The sequence below is a fragment of the Pseudomonas fungipugnans genome (assembly GCF_029955235.1).
GTDB classification, from domain to species: domain Bacteria; phylum Pseudomonadota; class Gammaproteobacteria; order Pseudomonadales; family Pseudomonadaceae; genus Aquipseudomonas; species Aquipseudomonas fungipugnans.
On record NZ_JARBWL010000001.1, the window covers coordinates 998,501 to 1,015,682 of the forward strand.

Sequence of the window (17,182 nt, forward strand, 5' to 3'; positions counted from 1 at the left end):
GCTATTTATGTTTTTATGGATCAGTGGTTTTTTAAAAGGTGATGGCGAGGATGACTCCTTGAAATTCAACCTGACAGTTCGGCCCGAGTTTGAAGTCGCCGTCATGGACGTCCTCGGCTGGAAAAGCCTTTCTGAAAGCGCGGATGGGGAATGGCTTTTAACCGGTGATCAAGTTCAACGAATAGCCCTTGCTCTCGGGGATCAATTACCGATTGGGCTGGATCTGTTCATTGGGGTGCGGGAGTAGCGAAGACCGGGGCGTCGATAACGAAGACACCGTTACAGGAGTTGCAAAGTGCGCCTTCGCTACCAGGATCCATCGATGAGCCACGATCAAGCAGTCAGTCCCCTTGCAAGCGGCTCAGAAACGAACATTGTCGCCGCACTGGTTTCCATTGGCCTGAATGAGCAGGACAAAACCCGGGCTCAGACCGTGTGCGTGGAGCAACTCGATGTTGGTACTGAGTCAGTTGCCGCATTGGCTCGGCGCACTCGGCCATATCAAGTAAAAAGGGACAAATTTATTTTTTTGGCACGCGATTCTAAAAAATAAACCTGTCACCTTTTTCTGCGGTTGAAATACACCGTTTCGGGGTCCGAGTGAATACTTAAAGCATCCTCGGCACTGATATCCTGACTGGTACTGCCAGTTGAGTTCGCATAGCCTAACAGGGTATTTATATAACCGTTGGCCATACCAGCTTCAATTTTCTGAATCGCCGCAGCATCAAGAATGACACCTTGAGCTCCAGCACTATTAATCATGTAATTTTGTGCTGTAGTTCCTGTAGCCCACTGGCAATTGACCACGCCATTTGCAAGGGCGGCATAACCATAACCCTGCTGGTACATATAGTCATAGAAATTGCTTAATTCTGTCGGCGTACCACTGCCAATCATCGCCTTAGCAGTTTCCAGCTGCGCCGTAGTCAGTGTTTTCGGCATATCTTTTCTCCATGAAACTCAAAAAAACAAACAAATACTGCGGCACTCGGCTGGTCACGGGACAACGAGTGTGTGCACCATTTTCTGAATTGAACTTTCAATTTCCCGCCAGCGTGGCAGATCGGCTTTCGGGTAGTGAACGCTGACTTGCGCTTTCAGTTCTGGAAAATTGAACCTTTGCGTACAACCACTCCTAGCATCAAAAGGAGGCACGGCTCTGCGCCGATTTGTACACTCTATAAAGGTATTGCGCGTCGACGAATCATAAAAAAATTCGTCCGGCGGGCTAATATCCGTTGTATTGACATTTTGTTTTTTTGAGACGAAATGCTTTAAGCCAGAGACATCTGTCTCTTGGGGGATCCATGGCCCCCAATGTGCTTCATCTTTTATCCAGCCCTCGTAAGTAGACTGCATACTGCCATGATTCAAAGCATAAAACCTAGTATCAAAACCAATTATTATCCACCGATGGTCTCTGTTGGAAGATGAGGGTTTGTATTCGGTCTGGTACTCATCCACATCCTCTTTTGTCAGGATCGGCTGCAAGTCGGTATCTCGAAGCAGGAGTGCAATTCCTACAATTTCACTTTCGAAACTTCGAGGCGGCGTCGTCTTTGATGGACGCCATATATCTTCCCCCTTATATTCAACACTGGGCGCAGGTATCAAATAGCTATTTGGCACTGATATTTTCACCCCCCCCATATTGCCCACGACAAAACCCGCCCTGACAATAATGGGGCGAGCCACGTTACCCGCAGGCTCATTGACGTTTGAGCTATCAGCAAATGTGACTTTGGTTTGTAATACGCTCACTGCAAGCACAAGACAACATATCCCAGCCTGTCTTCTGAATTTAGTGAGGAACGCAACAAGGCTCATTTTGCGCAACCTTCCCGTGGCATCCATCTGATCTAACATTTAACATATCCTTCTAAAATTTTTCAAAACATCCAACCAAGTAAGTCCTAGCAACCATACAGACTCACCGTTCCCTCAACGCCTCACTCTGATACTTCAGCAACGGCGTCAACAGATACTCAATAATCCGCCGCTGCTCGGCCTTGATCTCCACCGAACTCGACGTCCCCGGTTCCAGCTGAATACTTTTGCCATCCGCCACAATCAAATGTGCGCCCAGTTGTATCCGTACCGGATAAACCAACCCCAACTTGTCGTCCTTGACCGCGTCCTGCGAAATCGACATGACCTTGCCGGCGATGGTGCCGTAGTGGGTATACGGAAAGGCATCCAGCTTGATTTCGGCGTCCTGCCCCGGACGAACAAAGCCGATATCGCGGTTGAGAATCTGCGCTTCGATTTCCAGCCCGGCGTCGTCCGGCACAATCACCAGCAGGGCTTGCGCCGGGGGTGGTGTTCGCGCCCAGCCAGACGGTGCCGTTTGACAGATTGGCTTCGTCGTTGGTGCCGGTCATGGCCAGCGTACTTCCCGTTCCCAAGGTGACATTTTCTCCGCTGCCTTGAGTGGTGACCGTGTTGTCAATGCCGCCAGTAACGTTGGTAGTGCTGCCATCGATCGCAACGCGATCTTCTACGCCCATTGATACATAGCTGTTGCTGGCGTGAACGGTTATGTCGTCGTCTGCGCTGGCGAGGATAACTTCGCCATTTTTCATCATCGTCACGACGTCCCAGCTCGATCCGCTTGTCAGATTGACTGAGGCGTTAGTATCGCCTGTGATGTCATTGCCGGAGCCGCTGATTGTAGCTTGACTACCTGCACCGGCATCAACGTTGTTATTGGAACCACTCACTGTAGCGCTAGCATTACTATCTAATGTAATGTCAGCGGCGTTGGCAGTAACAGCAGCACCACTTCCCGAAACCCCAATGGCCGCATTGGCGGACGAGTCTGAAATTTCAAAATTACCATTATTACACGCAGTAGAGGAGTTACCGGTCATCACGACAGATTCTTGACCACAAGTCACAGAGTTACTGCCTACCGAAGCAATATTTATATTACTTCCATTACCCAAGCTGAAATTATTATTTGATCCGGAAACTGACACTGTGCTGTTTAACGACAAGCTCCCAGTAATACCATCTCCGGCCAAGGCGAGATTGCCACTGGAACAGGAAGCGCTTTCCGTTCCGTTCACCGAGACAACAGTATTTGTTCCGCAGGTAAATGAGTTGGCGGAGCCTGCCGCATCGACACCACTACCATCACCCATGGAAAATACATCATTTGACCCAGCAACAACGGCTTGAACGCCAGAACCTATGACTATGTTTGTTGAATTTAGACTGCCATTGAATGCTGCATTGATATCAGTGATCGATGTACCAAGCGAGATTGAGCTCAACGTTGAATCTAGCGCAACCTCTCGAGTCGTTTCAGCTGCCGTATAATTTACTGCATACTTACTTCCCATAACAAAATTTTGGATATCATCACTCGTGAGCTGAGATCCAGCAGCGAGTTGGAAACTGCCACCGGACTCCGTGACGGATTGTCCAGAAAGCCAACTTGTCATGGCCCCAGCTGTTGATAAATGAAACTGATTTGCGTAATCCAGTATCTGAAGCTGCATTTCTGGGCTTTGGTAGATCTGCTCTGCGACGCTTGGGTTACTTGCATAAACAGTATTTAACGAATTCTGCAGCTGGGTTACCAATCCATTTGCCCAAGCATCATTTAATGTTTGTAATGCTGCCCCATTTGTAGGGTCTTGAAGTGCTGTACCAAGCTGAGTACTGAGTGCTGATAGCTGAGCATCTGTCAAGCCTCCAGCTTGGGACAACTGGGAAATTTGACTAGAACTAAACCCAATAGAGCTCAAAAAAGTCTGCGCCTGAGGAAGCCCCCCTATATCGTATTGGTACAATCCAAACGAATAAGTGCTATTCCCGTTTGCCGCATAGCTAAAGCTAGAAATGGCGGACGCATTACTGCCATCTTCGGTTGCAAATGCGACCGAGTTAAGATTTTGTATCAGAGTATTAACAATATAATTTGAATCTAGCTGTAATGGCGATGTTGTCATCTGAAACTCCTTTAGTAAAATTCAAATACCGTTCAACCACCCGCAGGCAAATGCTTAAAAAAATCAATACGCTTTTCCGTCTCTTCTAAATCGCAATCCACAGCAAAAATTGTTACCCACCTACCGCTACCACCCTGTAATCCACCCACGTAACTACAATTTTCATCCCTGTAAACTCGCCATGCACTCTGTGCTTTTTTAAGTTGATCCTTAGTTTGCCGAGCATCCCAAACATTGGTATCCGGCAGCTTCTCCAACGCCTCTTGATAACGAGCATTAAGTTCTGTTTCTAGGTGCTTTAATCTTTCTATCTGGCACTGTGCAGCTTCTAGTGAATTATTTTGTGTCGAGCACGGGTCATCATCTGCAATTGCATTCATGCAGCCTCCCAACCCAAACAATACAAACAATACAAACATTAATACTTTTTTGTAAATTGCGGAATTAGCCATATTTATCTGAGCCCCTTGATAAATTCCTGAATTCTGACTGCAGTCAAATTTTTGATATTTAGATTGCGTAGACTGTTCACTAGCTCTCTCAAAACCAATACTCACGCCCCCCATCCCCACCACATAATTCGGCCGTCCTAGTCACCGCTCCCTCAACGCCTCACTCTGATACTTCAACAACGGCGTCAACAAATACTCAATAATCCGCCGTTGCTCGGTCTTGATCTCCACCGAACTCGACATCCCCGGTTCCAGCTGAATACTTTTGCCATCCGCCACAATCAAATGTGCGCCCAGTTGTATCCGTACCGGATAAACCAACCCCAACTTGTCGTCCTTGACCGCGTCCTGCGAAATCGACATGACCTTGCCGGCGATGGTGCCGTAGTGGGTATACGGAAAGGCATCCAGCTTGATTTCGGCGTCCTGCCCCGGACGAACAAAGCCGATATCGCGGTTGAGAATCTGCGCTTCGATTTCCAGCCCGGCGTCGTCCGGCACAATCACCAACAGGGCTTGCGCCGGGGGTGGTGTTCGCGCCCAGCCAGACGGTGCCGTTTGACAGATTGGCTTCGTCGTTGGTGCCAGTCATGACCAGCGTACTTCCCGTTCCTAGGGTGACATTTTCTCCGCTTCCTTGAGTGGTGACAGTGTTGTCGATGCCGCCAGTAACGTTGGTAGTGCTGCCATCGATCGCAACGCGATCTTCTACGCCCATTGATACATAGCTGTTGCTGGCGTGAACGGTTATGTCGTCGTCTGCGCTAGCGAGGACGACTTCGCCACTTTTCATCATCGTCACGACGTCCCAGCTCGATCCACTTGTGAGATTGACTGAGGAGTTGGTGTCGCCCGTGCTGTTATTGTTGGAGCCGCTGATTGTTGCCTGTGCGCCAGCCGACAGAGTGATGGTGGCACCATTTAAATCAACTGTATTACCAGTACCCGTCACTGAGACACTCGTGGCTTTATCTGTCGCACTATTATAGATAACGACGTGTCCCTGCACTGCATTGTCACTGTAATTGATCTCAGTCCGTGTACTACTGCCGTCGCTAGTTTTCCGATCCGACTCGGTAATCTCCTGTTGTCCCCAGCTGTTATAGATCGTTGATATCGCGCTCGCACTGCCATCTTGACTTTTTTGAATTGTAGCTTTTTCTTCGACCACCCCGCTTCCAGTCGTGACGTTTTGCGTGACAATCCCTGTGGACGGATCAATAGATTGTGCAAGTATAGTTCCGTCCGAACTTTGCGTCGTCGTTCTTATAATATCTCCTGATGCGTCGCTGTTGTAGATATAAACCATTCCATCCGCATTATTCAAAGTTTCTGTTGATGATCCATCCTTGGCAATAACAACTGTTACCCTGGAACCATCGCTCATCGTATCGGTGTTCGTTTTCCCTCCTTGGTCGGCAATTGATGGATCAACGTCGCCGTATTGATTGATACCATAAATGCTGTAACCGCTTGCGTTATACCCATTCTGGTCATAACCCGCAGCGTCGTACACCGGAGTGTTCGAAGTAATTGATGGCGGCGCACCAATCAGCTCGGTTTGTTGCGACAAGGTCATCGCGTGAAACTGATCTTGAGTTACACCGAATGCATTTTGCATCTGTGTGGCAGACATGCTGCTCATTTGGATCAGCTGCATATGCCCAGAGCGGTTCCCGACAAGCCATCTGCCAGAAGAACACTGGAGTGCGCATCCAGGGCATGAGACAAGCCGTCGGCGATAAGCGCGGCACCAAGAGCAGTACCCAGGCCAGGTATATCTTGCATCGCGGCGCCTAATCCAATAACACCTCCAGTTGCCCATAAAGGTGGCCCAACCGCCAAGGAGATATCGGTTGTGCCCGCCAAATTACTACTGCCAGCCAGGTTCACCAAATCACCCTGAGCTGAGAAATCGTAACTCGTGTACTTACTGCTATCGCCGGTAGTTGATAGCCCGGCAATTCCTGGAGCATCGAAGGAGACGTTTGTGATTTTGATACCAGAGGGAAGTAACAGTACGCCCCTCTGATCAACAATGGTACTTAGGGTTGCGGCTTGCTCTTGAGACTCTGCCCCGCCCAAAGAGTGGCCTGTTGTATAGACAGCACTGACGCTAATCCCGAGCCCTTTCAGTTGATCTTGTGCCGCTGCCAATGCCGCCACGGCGTAATCATTAGCGACCCGTTGCGCACCATATCCTACTGCTAGAGCAATATTGGTATCAGAGATAAGATTTTGTACATTACCGATGGTGCCACGATCAGCAATGATGACCTCACCAGTTTGGCTATTGACATAAGTTTGGCCGGAAAAACCATATACGTCCATATGTCTGGCGAGGTCAGTGCCAGCGGGTGCGGCATCAATAGGTACCCAATCACTGCCCATGACGGGTGCGCCTGGGCCACCGTATGCGGCTACGGCAGCAGTGGCAAGATCATTCAGAGTGGCTGATGGTGCAGTTTGGCTCATGGCGTACCCCTAAAAATTTTAATTATTGAATGTTGAAAATCTGGACCGAATGAACATTGCCGATGGCCAACTGCTTTCCGTTTGGACTTATCGCGATGCCTCTGTCGCCACCACCAAATTGAGCAACCTGCTTCCCGTTACTAGTGTCAATAACTGAATTCACGACAGGTTTTCGGCCATCAAACCAAGCGCCGCCTTTGATGAAGAGGTATCTACCGTCCAGGCTAAAAACCATTCCACCTAATCCCGGCGATACCTTGTCGCTTTCAATATCCTCTAAAGAATAATAGGTAAGAATATCCAGGGTTTTGCCATTAATAATTCGACCTATTCCAAGTGCAATCTGGTTGCCAGCAAAATTGGTCACTGTTAAATCCACATCAACTGCTTGTTTCCACGGAAAGTAGCGCGGCCGATCATCGGGCACAGCGGGAAACCAAACGGCTTTCGTTGGTGTTTTCCCGGAGGGATCAAGTAACCTCAGCCCTACGTCGGGCCGAACGAGTGACCTTCCATCGATATTTTTGTTTAATGTTTGTATGGTACCCGAGACACCTACCATGATCTTGTCTTCAGACGTCCATGCCGCCTTTTTAACAGCAAGCCCATCAACATAGAGCTTTTGTAGCGCCCAACTTTTCGTGTCATAGATGTAAATGTAAGAGGGTTCACCAATTGCCCCGATAATGGTCAGCATCTTGCTGCCATCTTTATTCAATCGAGCCGATCGGCCGATGGCCGGGTTGTCCGGTAAGGAGGCGCCCGTCAAAGGATCCCACTGCCGTTTTGCGCCGAATGAAATGACTTTCCCGTCACGGCTCCACAACAGGTGGACATCCGACATATTGCCGTAATCAAACGGACAATGAATGTGCGACTGCTTTTTATCCAACTGCAAATCCCAAATAACAATATCCGACTGCATATAAGCGCTGTGGTACACTATCGCAAGATAACGACCATCAGGGCTGTAGACTATCTCTTCAACAAATGGCCTACTAAAAAAATCGCCAAAACTAATAGTTTTTTGAAACGTTGGTGTTGGTACTACCACACTCGCTAAAACACTGGAGCTTTCACCCGGCGCAGCACTTGCATGATTGCACATACCAACAATTCCAAAAATTGTCAGCGCGAAAACTGTTGAGTAGCATTTCATAATAACCCACCACTTTAATGTACACGCTCGACTAAACGCATGCTCTACCCGAATCAAAAAGCGAAAAAAGGGACATGTTTATTTTTTTGGCACAAATTAAAAAAACAAATTTTCTCTATTTCTTAGTAAAATAAACACCAACAAACCAATTAGCTGATTAATTAGCGAATAGATACCCGAACACTCCCTATACCACTGTCGTGCCTTGCAAAATTCTCTAAAGCACCTTTAAGAGCATTCTCAATCTGTCCCCGCTCCAACTCGAGTGACGCGGGAAGTTTGATTCGTATAACGTCAAAAAAAACATTGCATAATTTTTCATCTGTACCAGGGCTTACCTTTAGCGTCCTGATTACCTCTATCCTACTGTCCCCATTTTCTTTCCAGTACAACCCGAAAATCTCATTAGGTGATTCAGGCATACGTCCTTGAACACGCCAAATAAAAACATCAAGACCACGATCTATCACCCAAAAATCCGGATGAGCCTTCCATAGGTTTTGATATTCCGGATGTGTTTTCCAGCGGATTTTATTTTCTGCTTCATCCATACCAATCTGTTCGTAAACAAAAGACATTTCAGCGCTCCTTAATATGTAAATCCTTGCTCATCGCGAGCAAATAAAAACCCCAATGCTATGACTGCCTCTGGTGCAAGAGCCACCGTTCCAGCAGTCAGCAATACACCTCCAACGGTACTGACAATGGTACCCGTTTTGGTTTTGTCATACCCTTGCTCCAGGGCAGTGTCACCCATTGCCAGGATGTTCGCGACCACTCCAATAGCTCCAGCCCTAGTCGCAAGTCTCGCAGCCAAAGCTCCCGCTTCACTCGACGCAGACAAAACTGCTGAAATATTTGAATATTACCGGCAGCGATGCCCGCCAAATCAGAACTTGCAACTATGCTATCGGTGATTTTTCCAAAGTCGGTTTCCTCAGTATCCGTTCTGGCTATTATTTCATTGGCGGCGTCCGCACTTGATGCAGCTCCGCCAATCATTTGACCAACGATGAGTTTAGTAAGAGCATCGAGCGTTGTTATTTCAGACATGATAACCCCCTGCACGCACACTACTTAAGCGGCGTGAAAAACATATAACACCCATTTTATAAACCCATGCTACGCGCGCTTGATGCGCTATAAATCACCCACCTTGTGCAGTCAAACAAAAAACGACCCGCAACTAAATTGTGCAAAAATCAATCGCAACCGCCCCTTCTATTTTTCTCCAAACCCAGACTCCTTAGTTGACAAGCATAATAAGCAGCCCCTGCCCAAGAAATAACAACCATCAACAAAATAAACTCCATTTTTTTATAATAAAATGGATCTCTACCGATCAAAAGCTGAGCCATCAACTTATCTGATGAGGCTAAAGGCACTCCACTCAGAGTGGCCAAATAGAGCGGGTAAAATGAGCCTGCCCCGTTATTAAGAAGAAAGCCTTCGGCATACACTTTTACGGGCGGCTTTTTATCGCCCAAGTCGGACAGCGCCCCAGGAGCGACGATATCTTCAGTGCGGTAAGTGATACCACTGTCGGTAGTAAACACGATATAGGGCACTTCTTTCAGACCCGCATGCCCGATATAACGAATGAATGTGCCTGTCGTTTTTATCATAGGCGCCTCAGGCGGCAAGGCACCTGAGTAGTTTTGGCTATGCATAATCTGAAATAGGGGACCCAAAATGGATAAAATTACCGCTGCTATCATCCATACCGATTTCGCTCGATGATTTTTCCCAAGCCCAACGGCTTTCCCGCCCCACATCTGATAAAACGCGGTGAACCAGGACATCTTCTCTTTAGCCGTCATAACGCTCCCCTCATCCCCAACTTGGTCATATATTTCACCGCTCCCTCAACGCCTCACTCTGATACTTCAACAACGGCGTCAACAAATACTCAATAATCCGCCGTTGCTCGGTCTTGATCTCCACCGAACTCGACATCCCCGGTTCCAGCTGAATACTTTTGCCATCCGCCACAATCAAATGTGCGCCCAGTTGTATCCGTACCGGATAAACCAACCCCAACTTGTCGTCCTTGACCGCGTCCTGGGAAATCGACATGACCTTGCCGGCAATCGTCCCGTAGTGGGTATACGGAAAGGCATCCAGCTTGATTTCGGCGTCCTGCCCCGGACGAACAAAGCCGATATCGCGGTTGAGAATCTGCGCTTCGATTTCCAGCCCGGCGTCGTCCGGCACAATCACCAGCAGGGCTTGCGCCGGGGTGACGACGCCACCCACCGTGTGCACGGCCAGTTCCTGCACGGTGCCAGCCACCGGGGCGGTCAAATGGGTTTGCGATTGGCGTTGTCGGGACTTGGTTTCGTCGCCCTGGTCCTGGGTCAGTTGCTGCTGCGCCTGATTGAGGGCGTCGAGTTGTTCGCGGCGAAACTGCGCGATGGCGGTGTCAATGTCGTCGCGCTGTTCCTGGATCGTGGCTTGCAGTTCTTTGGCGTAACTCTGCTGCCCGGCCAGTTCCTGTTCCTGCTGGATGCGCGCCTGGACCTTTTCCAGGTAGGCGTGGCGCGGTACGTAACTTTGCTGGAGCAAGGTCTGGTAGTCGTCTTCTTCAGCGCGCGTCATTGGCAAGGTTTGCTGCAGGCTGCTGATTTTGTGCTGGGTGGTTTGCAGTTCCTGCAGGCGTTTTTGCAACTGCGAACGCAGGCCGGTGACTTTGCTGCGGTGTTCGTAGAAGGCGCTTTCGGCGAAGCGTTGGGTATCTCTCTGCCGATCCGGCGTGGCGTCCGGGACCGCTGGTACGGTCGGTGCCCGATTGCCGGTCTGTGCATCGAGCAAAGCCTGGGCGCGGTTGATGGTCAACATGGCGTCGACCCGCGCCGTCCTCGATTTACCGACATCCGCCGCGGCTTCGGTTGGGTCCAGTTCGATCAAAGCCTGGTCTTGGGTCACGTGCTGGCCGTTGTCGACCAGGATCGCCTTGACGATGCCGGCCTCCAGCGGCTGGATCGTTTTGCTTTTGCCATTGGGGACGACCTTGCCCTCGGCCACCGCGACCACGTCCAGTTTGCCGATGGTCGACCACACCAGCGCAATCGCGAACAGCAGCATCAGCGCCCACATCAGGCTACGCCCGACCGGGGACACGGGTGTTTCCAGCACTTCCAGCGCCGCCGGTAAAAACTCGACCTCGTCACGCTGGCGTTGCACAGGAGTGCCCTGGGCTTTTTCGGCGTCGAGGGCCGCGCGGCCAATCTCGCGGTAGTGCTGCAGCCGTGGGAACCATCGATCAAGCAGCGACATGCAAATGCCCCGTCTGATGACGCCACAGCGAGGCATAACGCCCGTCTTGCTGCAGCAGTTCGTCGTGGCTGCCCTCTTCGACGATGACGCCTTTCTCGACGGTGATGATGCGTTGGGCGATTCTGACCGCTGACAATCGGTGGGCGATGATGAACACCGTGCGGTCCTTGCAGATCTGGTGCATGTTGCCGTGAATGATCGATTCCGATTCGGCGTCCAGTGCGGAGGTGGCTTCGTCGAAGATCAGGATCTTCGGATTGGTCACCAGTGCCCGTGCAATGGCGATGCGTTGCCGCTGCCCGCCAGACAAACCGTTGCCGCGCTCCCCCAGTTCGGTGTCGTAACCTTGCGGCAATTCCAGGATGAACTCGTGGGCACCGGCCAGTTCTGCTGCTTCGACCACCTGATCAAAGTGCATGCCCGGCGAAGCAAAGGCGATGTTGTCGCGCACCGTGCCTTTGAACAGCATGTTCTCTTGCAGGACCACGCCGATCTGCCGGCGCAGTGACGCCGGATCGAGCACCGACAAATCCATGCCGTCGATCAGTACCCGTCCGCGCTCGGGTGAATAGAGGCGCTGGATCAATTTGGTCAGGGTACTTTTGCCAGAGCCTGAGGGGCCGACGATGCCAATGACGGCGCCGGCTGCGGCGGTCAATGACAGGCCGCGCAGAATCTCAGGGCCATCGGCGCGGTAGCGAAAGACCACCCGATCGAACACCACTTCACCCTTGACCGGCGGCATTGACGCTTGCCCGGCAGCGACGCCGGATTCGGCGCGGTTGTCGAGAATGTCGCCCAGGCGGTCCATCGACAGCCGTACCTGCTGAAAGTCCTGCCACAGTTGCGCCAGGCGCAAGACCGGGCCGCTGACCCGACCGCAGAGCATATTGAAGGCAATCAGTTCGCCCACCGAGAGATCGCCGCCGATCACCAGCCTGGCGCCGAACCACAGCAGCACCGCGGTGGTCAGTTTGCTGATCAGGGACGCCAGTTGATTGGCCGAACTGGACAGGCTGGAGGCTTTGAACGCACTGGACACGTAACCGGCCAGTTGCTCTTCCCAGCGCCGCTGCATCAAGGGTTCGACCGCCATTGACTTGATGGTTTCGATGCCGGTCACCGACTCCACGAGGAACGACTGGTTTTCCGAGCTGCGACGGAATTTTTCATCGAGTCGCGCCTTGAGCACCGGCGTCACCAGGACTGACAAGGCGATGTAACACGGCAACGAGATGAAGACGATCACCGTCAGCAACGGCGAATAGGTCAACATCACCGCGAAGAACACCAGGGTGAAGAACATATCCATGGTCACCGTCAACGCGTTGCCGGTGAGGAAGTTGCGAATATTTTCCAGTTCACGGACCCGCGCCACGCTGTCGCCCACTCGCCGGGCCTGAAAATACGCCAGCGGTAAACCCAGCAAGTGGTTGAACAAACACGCCCCCAACTCGACATCGACCCGGTTGGTGGTATGGCTGAACACATAAGTGCGCAATCCGCCCAACAGCGCTTCGAACACGGAGATGGTAATCAGGCCGAACACCAATACATCCAGGGTCGACATTGATTTATGGACCAGTACCTTGTCGATCACGACCTGCATGAACAAGGGCGATACAAGGCCAAATAATTGCAGGAAAAACGAACCGGCCAACACTTCCAGAAATTGTCGGCGGTATTTGACAATCGAGGGGATGAACCACGACATATCAAACTTGCCGCCGCCCTGGGCGAGGATGGCGCGCGAAGTAATCAGGATTAAACGACCGGACCAGAGCTGTTCAAACTCGATGAGCGAAACCTGGAACGTTCGCTGCTGCACTTCGTCGTGCAGCAAGACATTGTCGTTCGCGCACTTGGCCAGGACCACAAAACGTCCATCGCGAAGTTCGGCAATCGCCGGGAGCGGCGTCTGGGCAATACGACTGATCTGGCTGGTGGTCGAGCGGGCCTTGAGCGCGACCTGCCGTGCCAGACGCACCAGCGTCAAGGCGTCAATGGGTCGCGATAGCCCTGACAGGTGTTTGAGGCGGTCGGCGCTGACGGCGACGCCGCACAGCTGTGCGATCACCACGAGTGAGGCAATGCCGCTGTCTTCACTTACCGTGTGTTGTGGCGTTTCGGGCGAAACGCTGGTCCTTGCGTCAGGGTCAGGCATGTCAACTCAATGGCAATAACAAAAGATGAAAGCATCTCGTGCCTATCAAGCGCGCCGAGCCAACCCTGAGCAGGCGAAACTATTCAAAAATATATTGCCGCTCATCTCGCGACTTAGCACATTCAGAACTGGATAATCAGCCAAGCGAAATATCAAAGGGCCATCAAAGGCTAGCAGTTATTCCCGGCGCCCAAAAGAGTTGTTTTACGGCCAGAAAAGCGAACTTACAGCCATCCGGAGCCAACTTTGTCAGCATCCGGACATGTACCAGAAATGAAATAACACGGTGACAAGGCACGGTTAAAGCAGGCTCTTCAGTCGGGACCAACCATTGCGGACTGGGCTAATAGGGCCTGGATTGAACTGCGCCATTTAGTAACAACGCCGGTACAATTGCCGTACTGGCATCTGGGTGAATACATAAATGAAAGCATTGCCCTGACAGTAAAGCCGTTAATTTCTCGCAGGCGGGTACACAACTACTCAAACTCCGTTCAGCGACGGTTCAGCTCATTCAATGAAACTGCCAACGAACATGGGGAGCGCCCCTCTACAGGTTCGTCCCCTGATTTGCCAAATCCAAAGATCGTCCAAACGCCGAATCAATCATCGCGCGTCAGAACTTCCAGCAACTCGATTTCGAAAATCAGATTCGAGTTCGGCGTAATCGCGCCCATCGTCCGTTCGCCATAGGCCAGATGCGCCGGCACCAGCAGCTTGCGCTTGCCGCCGACCTGCATGCCCATGATCCCCTGGTCCCAACCCTTGATCACTCGCCCCGTCCCGATCACACACTGGAACGGCTTGCCCCGGCTCCAGGAAGAATCGAACTCGGTGCCGTCTTCCAGCCAGCCGCGATAGTGAGTGGTGATCAGCGCGCCTTTGACGGCCGCTTTGCCGTCTCCGGGTGCAAGGTCGATTATTTGCAGTTCATCATTCATAGCGTTCACTCAAAGGTTTACAGGCCCGCAGGCTTCACGGGCGCCGTTTTCCCAGAATTGTGAGTGATTGGCAACCGTCTCGAAGACTCAGCGCTCTACCGGCGTCACATCCAGAATCGCCCCGTTGCTGATATTCACCAGCATGTACTTGTCATTGATCTGTACCCACTGCGCATCGGCCCTGGGCGTCTTCAGGCCTTTGGCTTTCCAGTTCTTCAGGGCTTTTTCGCTGCGCTGATACATGTCGGGGGCGCGGTCGCCGACCACCAGGCTGCGGGAATTGTTGACGCCGGGCTGCACGGTTTTCTGCGGTGGATCGTCCGCCAAGGCGACGGGATTGATGGCGGCGAGGCCGGCAACAAGGGCGAAGCTGGCGATAAGGCTTTTACGGATCAAGGTGAACCTCCAGTGATGTCGTGTACCTGAATTCCGACTGCACTCGCAGCGAATCATTCCTTACTGTAGCGATGATTCTGCATCGCACTGTACGGGGCGCGGTCGCCACACCCGGCGTAGGCTGCAAAAAAATAAAGGGATTAGCCATGCACATCGCCATTCTGACCTTCGACGGTTTCAACGAACTGGACTCATTGATCGCCTTCGGCATGCTCAGCCGGATTTCCCTGATCGGCGACAAAGACTGGCGGGTGAGCATCGCTTCACCGACGCCTCGGGTGACGTCAATGAACGGGCTGACCATTGATGCGCATATCGATTTGCAACAGGCGTGTGAAGCGGATGCGGTGTTGTTCGGCAGCGGCATGAAGACACGGGAAGTGGCTGACAATCCATCGATCATGGCGCAGTTGACGTTCGACCCGGCGCGGCAACTGCTGGGCTCGCAGTGTTCCGGCACCTTTTTGCTGGCCAGGCTCGGGCTGCTCGGCGATGCCCCGGCCTGCACCGACACCACCAGCAAGCCCTGGGTGCAGGCTGCCGGGGCGAATATCATCAACCAGGCGTTTTATGCCAATGGCAACATCGCCACGGCGGGCGGCTGTTTCTCGGCGCAGTATTTGTCGGCCTGGGTGCTCGCGCGGTTGAAGGGTATGGAGACGGCGCGCGAAGTGCTGCACTACTTCGCGCCGGTGGCTGAGAAGGATGAGTATGTGGCGCGGGGGATGGCGCATATCGAGGCTTGTCTCTGAGTCTTGCGGTGCCGCTGCTGGCCTCTTCGCGGGCAAGCCCGCTCCCACAGGGGCCTCATGTGTCCGCAAAATTGATGTGCACACCAGATCCCATGTGGGAGCGAGCCTGCTCGCGAAGGCGTCGGCCCAGGCGATAACCTTCTACAGCCAACCCATTGATCCACCCCACGCATCAATCCATGCCAACAATGCACTTATCATATCGCTGACCCTGCTCCACTATCCGCGCCAATAAGAACCGTGCGCCGCGTACTCGTCGCGCACGTCATAAAAGCGCTGGAGTACAGGTCAATGACAGCAGCAACCCAACGGGCAACGACGTCTCGTCGTTCGGCGGCCGGTTCGATATTCCGGGTCACCTCGGGCAACTTCCTCGAACAGTTCGACTTTTTCCTTTTCGGCTTTTACGCCACACAGATCGCTGCCGTGTTCTTCCCGGCCACCAGCGAATTCGCCTCCCTGATGATGACTTTCGCGGTATTCGGCGCGGGCTTCCTCATGCGTCCGCTGGGCGCCGTGGTGCTCGGTGCGTACATCGACGACGTGGGCCGGCGCAAAGGCCTGATCGTCACGCTGTCGATCATGGCCAGCGGCACGATCCTGATAGTGTTGGTGCCCGGTTATGAAACCATTGGCCTGTTCGCCCCCGCCATCGTGCTGATCGGTCGATTGCTGCAAGGCTTCTCGGCCGGCGCGGAAATGGGCGGTGTCTCGGTGTATCTCTCGGAGATCGCCACGCCGGGCAACAAGGGTTTCTTCACCAGTTGGCAGTCGGCCAGCCAGCAAGTGGCGATCGTCATTGCGGCCGCGTTGGGGTATGCACTGAACCAGTGGATGGCGCCAACGATGATTGCCGATTGGGGCTGGCGGATTCCGTTTTTTGTCGGCTGCATGATCGTGCCGTTCATCTTCCTGCTGCGGCGCAACCTGGAAGAAACCGAAGAGTTCGCCGCCCGCAAACACCGCCCAGGCATGCGCGAAGTGTTCCGCACTTTGCTGCACAATTGGCAGATTGTGCTGGCCGGGATGTTGATGGTCGCCCTGACCACCACCGCGTTTTACCTGATCACCGTCTACGCCCCGACCTTCGGCAAAACCGTGTTGCACCTGAGCACCGCCGACGCCTTGTTGGTGACGTTGCTGGTGGGCGTTTCCAACTTCTGCTGGCTGCCGGTCGGCGGCGCATTGTCGGACCGTATCGGCCGGCGCCCGTTGCTGATCGCCATGGCGCTGCTGGCGCTGTCTACCACGTACCCGGCGCTGACGTATCTGGTGAATGCGCCGAGCTTCATGCACATGCTGTTGGTGCTGCTGTGGCTGTCGTTCATTTATGGCTTGTACAACGGCGCGATGGTGGCGGCGCTTACCGAAATCATGCCGGTGGAAGTGCGAGTGGCCGGGTTTGCGCTCGCCTATAGCCTGGCCACGGCCGTGTTCGGCGGGTTCACCCCGGCGATGTCGACGCTGTTGATCCAGTACACCGGCGACAAGGCGTCACCGGGCTACTGGATGAGTTTTGCCGCGCTCTGCGCCCTGTGCGCGACGCTGTTTCTCTATCGCCGTTCGACCGGTCGCCTGCAACCGGCGACGGCGTGAGCCGGGGGATTT

18 protein-coding genes are annotated in these 17,182 nt (G+C 52.7%); 4 read left to right on the forward strand and 14 right to left on the reverse strand.

What is annotated here, in order from left to right:
• Positions 1–7 precede the first annotated feature (7 nt).
• Together POF45_RS04050 and POF45_RS04055 are read left to right on the forward strand one after the other, a co-directional pair.
• Positions 8–247: a pyocin S6 family toxin immunity protein gene (locus POF45_RS04050; protein ID WP_282315137.1), complete on the forward strand. Its 240-nt coding sequence runs from the start codon at positions 8–10 to the stop codon at positions 245–247.
• A gap of 75 nt (positions 248–322) precedes the next feature.
• Positions 323–553, forward strand: coding sequence for a hypothetical protein (locus tag POF45_RS04055; protein WP_282315138.1), 231 nt, complete (start codon positions 323–325; stop codon positions 551–553).
• Positions 554–558: 5 nt separating this feature from the next.
• On the opposite strand, the gene POF45_RS04060 is transcribed toward POF45_RS04055, so the two are convergent.
• The 14 genes from POF45_RS04060 to POF45_RS04125 form a co-directional block, all read right to left on the reverse strand.
• Complete coding sequence (locus tag POF45_RS04060; RefSeq protein WP_282315139.1) at positions 559–945, reverse strand: hypothetical protein; 387 nt, start codon at positions 943–945, stop codon at positions 559–561.
• A 54-nt stretch (positions 946–999) separates the two neighbouring features.
• Positions 1,000–1,869, reverse strand: coding sequence for a hypothetical protein (locus POF45_RS04065; RefSeq protein ID WP_282315140.1), 870 nt, complete (start codon positions 1,867–1,869; stop codon positions 1,000–1,002).
• 64 nt (positions 1,870–1,933) lie between these two features.
• On the reverse strand, positions 1,934–2,299 hold the full coding sequence (locus tag POF45_RS29770) for a beta-barrel domain-containing protein (protein WP_431978587.1): 366 nt from the start codon (positions 2,297–2,299) through the stop codon (positions 1,934–1,936).
• 1,692 nt (positions 2,300–3,991) lie between these two features.
• Positions 3,992–4,516: a lysozyme inhibitor LprI family protein gene (locus POF45_RS04075; protein ID WP_282315142.1), complete on the reverse strand. Its 525-nt coding sequence runs from the start codon at positions 4,514–4,516 to the stop codon at positions 3,992–3,994.
• Positions 4,517–4,552: 36 nt separating this feature from the next.
• A complete protein-coding gene (locus POF45_RS29775; RefSeq protein WP_431978588.1) occupies positions 4,553–4,918 on the reverse strand; it encodes a beta-barrel domain-containing protein in 366 nt (121 codons plus the stop codon).
• A gap of 1,143 nt (positions 4,919–6,061) precedes the next feature.
• On the reverse strand, positions 6,062–6,886 hold the full coding sequence (locus tag POF45_RS04085; protein WP_282315144.1) for a hypothetical protein: 825 nt from the start codon (positions 6,884–6,886) through the stop codon (positions 6,062–6,064).
• Positions 6,887–6,908: 22 nt separating this feature from the next.
• Positions 6,909–8,045: a hypothetical protein gene (locus tag POF45_RS04090; protein ID WP_282315145.1), complete on the reverse strand. Its 1,137-nt coding sequence runs from the start codon at positions 8,043–8,045 to the stop codon at positions 6,909–6,911.
• A gap of 161 nt (positions 8,046–8,206) precedes the next feature.
• Complete coding sequence (locus POF45_RS04095) at positions 8,207–8,623, reverse strand: hypothetical protein (protein ID WP_259494649.1); 417 nt, start codon at positions 8,621–8,623, stop codon at positions 8,207–8,209.
• Positions 8,624–8,720: 97 nt separating this feature from the next.
• Positions 8,721–9,098 carry a hypothetical protein gene (locus tag POF45_RS04100; protein WP_259494651.1) on the reverse strand — a complete coding sequence of 126 codons (378 nt, stop codon included), beginning with the start codon at positions 9,096–9,098 and terminating at the stop codon, positions 8,721–8,723.
• Positions 9,099–9,247: 149 nt separating this feature from the next.
• Positions 9,248–9,865, reverse strand: coding sequence for a hypothetical protein (locus POF45_RS04105; protein WP_282315146.1), 618 nt, complete (start codon positions 9,863–9,865; stop codon positions 9,248–9,250).
• Between the two features lie 34 nt (positions 9,866–9,899).
• Positions 9,900–11,321 (reverse strand): HlyD family type I secretion periplasmic adaptor subunit, encoded by a 1,422-nt coding sequence (locus POF45_RS04110; RefSeq protein ID WP_282315147.1) that lies wholly within the window; start codon positions 11,319–11,321, stop codon positions 9,900–9,902.
• Complete coding sequence (locus POF45_RS04115) at positions 11,308–13,485, reverse strand: type I secretion system permease/ATPase (RefSeq protein ID WP_282315148.1); 2,178 nt, start codon at positions 13,483–13,485, stop codon at positions 11,308–11,310. The genes POF45_RS04110 and POF45_RS04115 overlap by 14 nt, the downstream gene beginning before the upstream one ends.
• Positions 13,486–14,087: 602 nt before the next feature.
• Positions 14,088–14,426, reverse strand: coding sequence for an FKBP-type peptidyl-prolyl cis-trans isomerase (locus tag POF45_RS04120; protein ID WP_259494655.1), 339 nt, complete (start codon positions 14,424–14,426; stop codon positions 14,088–14,090).
• A gap of 87 nt (positions 14,427–14,513) precedes the next feature.
• Positions 14,514–14,822 carry an RcnB family protein gene (locus tag POF45_RS04125; RefSeq protein ID WP_282315149.1) on the reverse strand — a complete coding sequence of 103 codons (309 nt, stop codon included), beginning with the start codon at positions 14,820–14,822 and terminating at the stop codon, positions 14,514–14,516.
• A gap of 146 nt (positions 14,823–14,968) precedes the next feature.
• Here POF45_RS04125 and POF45_RS04130 point away from each other — a divergent pair, with 146 nt between their 5' ends.
• Both POF45_RS04130 and POF45_RS04135 read left to right on the forward strand, forming a co-directional pair.
• The gene (locus tag POF45_RS04130) at positions 14,969–15,574 is read left to right on the forward strand and encodes a DJ-1/PfpI family protein (protein ID WP_259494658.1); all 606 of its coding nucleotides are present in this window, start codon (positions 14,969–14,971) and stop codon (positions 15,572–15,574) included.
• A 291-nt stretch (positions 15,575–15,865) separates the two neighbouring features.
• On the forward strand, positions 15,866–17,170 hold the full coding sequence (locus POF45_RS04135; protein ID WP_282315150.1) for an MFS transporter: 1,305 nt from the start codon (positions 15,866–15,868) through the stop codon (positions 17,168–17,170).
• The last annotated feature ends 12 nt before the right edge of the window (positions 17,171–17,182 follow it).

Excerpts from the sequence above, each read along its gene's own strand:
- POF45_RS04050 (WP_282315137.1), top strand. The coding sequence starts at position 8 with ATGTTTTTATGGATCAGTGGTTTTTTAAAAGGTGATGGCGAGGATGAC.
- POF45_RS04055 (WP_282315138.1), top strand. The coding sequence starts at position 323 with ATGAGCCACGATCAAGCAGTCAGTCCCCTTGCAAGCGGCTCAGAAACG.
- POF45_RS04060 (WP_282315139.1), bottom strand. The coding sequence starts at position 945 with ATGCCGAAAACACTGACTACGGCGCAGCTGGAAACTGCTAAGGCGATG.
- POF45_RS04065 (WP_282315140.1), bottom strand. The coding sequence starts at position 1,869 with ATGTTAGATCAGATGGATGCCACGGGAAGGTTGCGCAAAATGAGCCTT.
- POF45_RS04085 (WP_282315144.1), bottom strand. The coding sequence starts at position 6,886 with ATGAGCCAAACTGCACCATCAGCCACTCTGAATGATCTTGCCACTGCT.
- POF45_RS04090 (WP_282315145.1), bottom strand. The coding sequence starts at position 8,045 with ATGAAATGCTACTCAACAGTTTTCGCGCTGACAATTTTTGGAATTGTT.
- POF45_RS04095 (WP_259494649.1), bottom strand. The coding sequence starts at position 8,623 with ATGTCTTTTGTTTACGAACAGATTGGTATGGATGAAGCAGAAAATAAA.
- POF45_RS04100 (WP_259494651.1), bottom strand. The coding sequence starts at position 9,098 with ATGTCTGAAATAACAACGCTCGATGCTCTTACTAAACTCATCGTTGGT.
- POF45_RS04105 (WP_282315146.1), bottom strand. The coding sequence starts at position 9,865 with ATGACGGCTAAAGAGAAGATGTCCTGGTTCACCGCGTTTTATCAGATG.
- POF45_RS04110 (WP_282315147.1), bottom strand. The coding sequence starts at position 11,321 with ATGTCGCTGCTTGATCGATGGTTCCCACGGCTGCAGCACTACCGCGAG.
- POF45_RS04115 (WP_282315148.1), bottom strand. The coding sequence starts at position 13,485 with ATGCCTGACCCTGACGCAAGGACCAGCGTTTCGCCCGAAACGCCACAA.
- POF45_RS04120 (WP_259494655.1), bottom strand. The coding sequence starts at position 14,426 with ATGAATGATGAACTGCAAATAATCGACCTTGCACCCGGAGACGGCAAA.
- POF45_RS04130 (WP_259494658.1), top strand. The coding sequence starts at position 14,969 with ATGCACATCGCCATTCTGACCTTCGACGGTTTCAACGAACTGGACTCA.
- POF45_RS04135 (WP_282315150.1), top strand. The coding sequence starts at position 15,866 with ATGACAGCAGCAACCCAACGGGCAACGACGTCTCGTCGTTCGGCGGCC.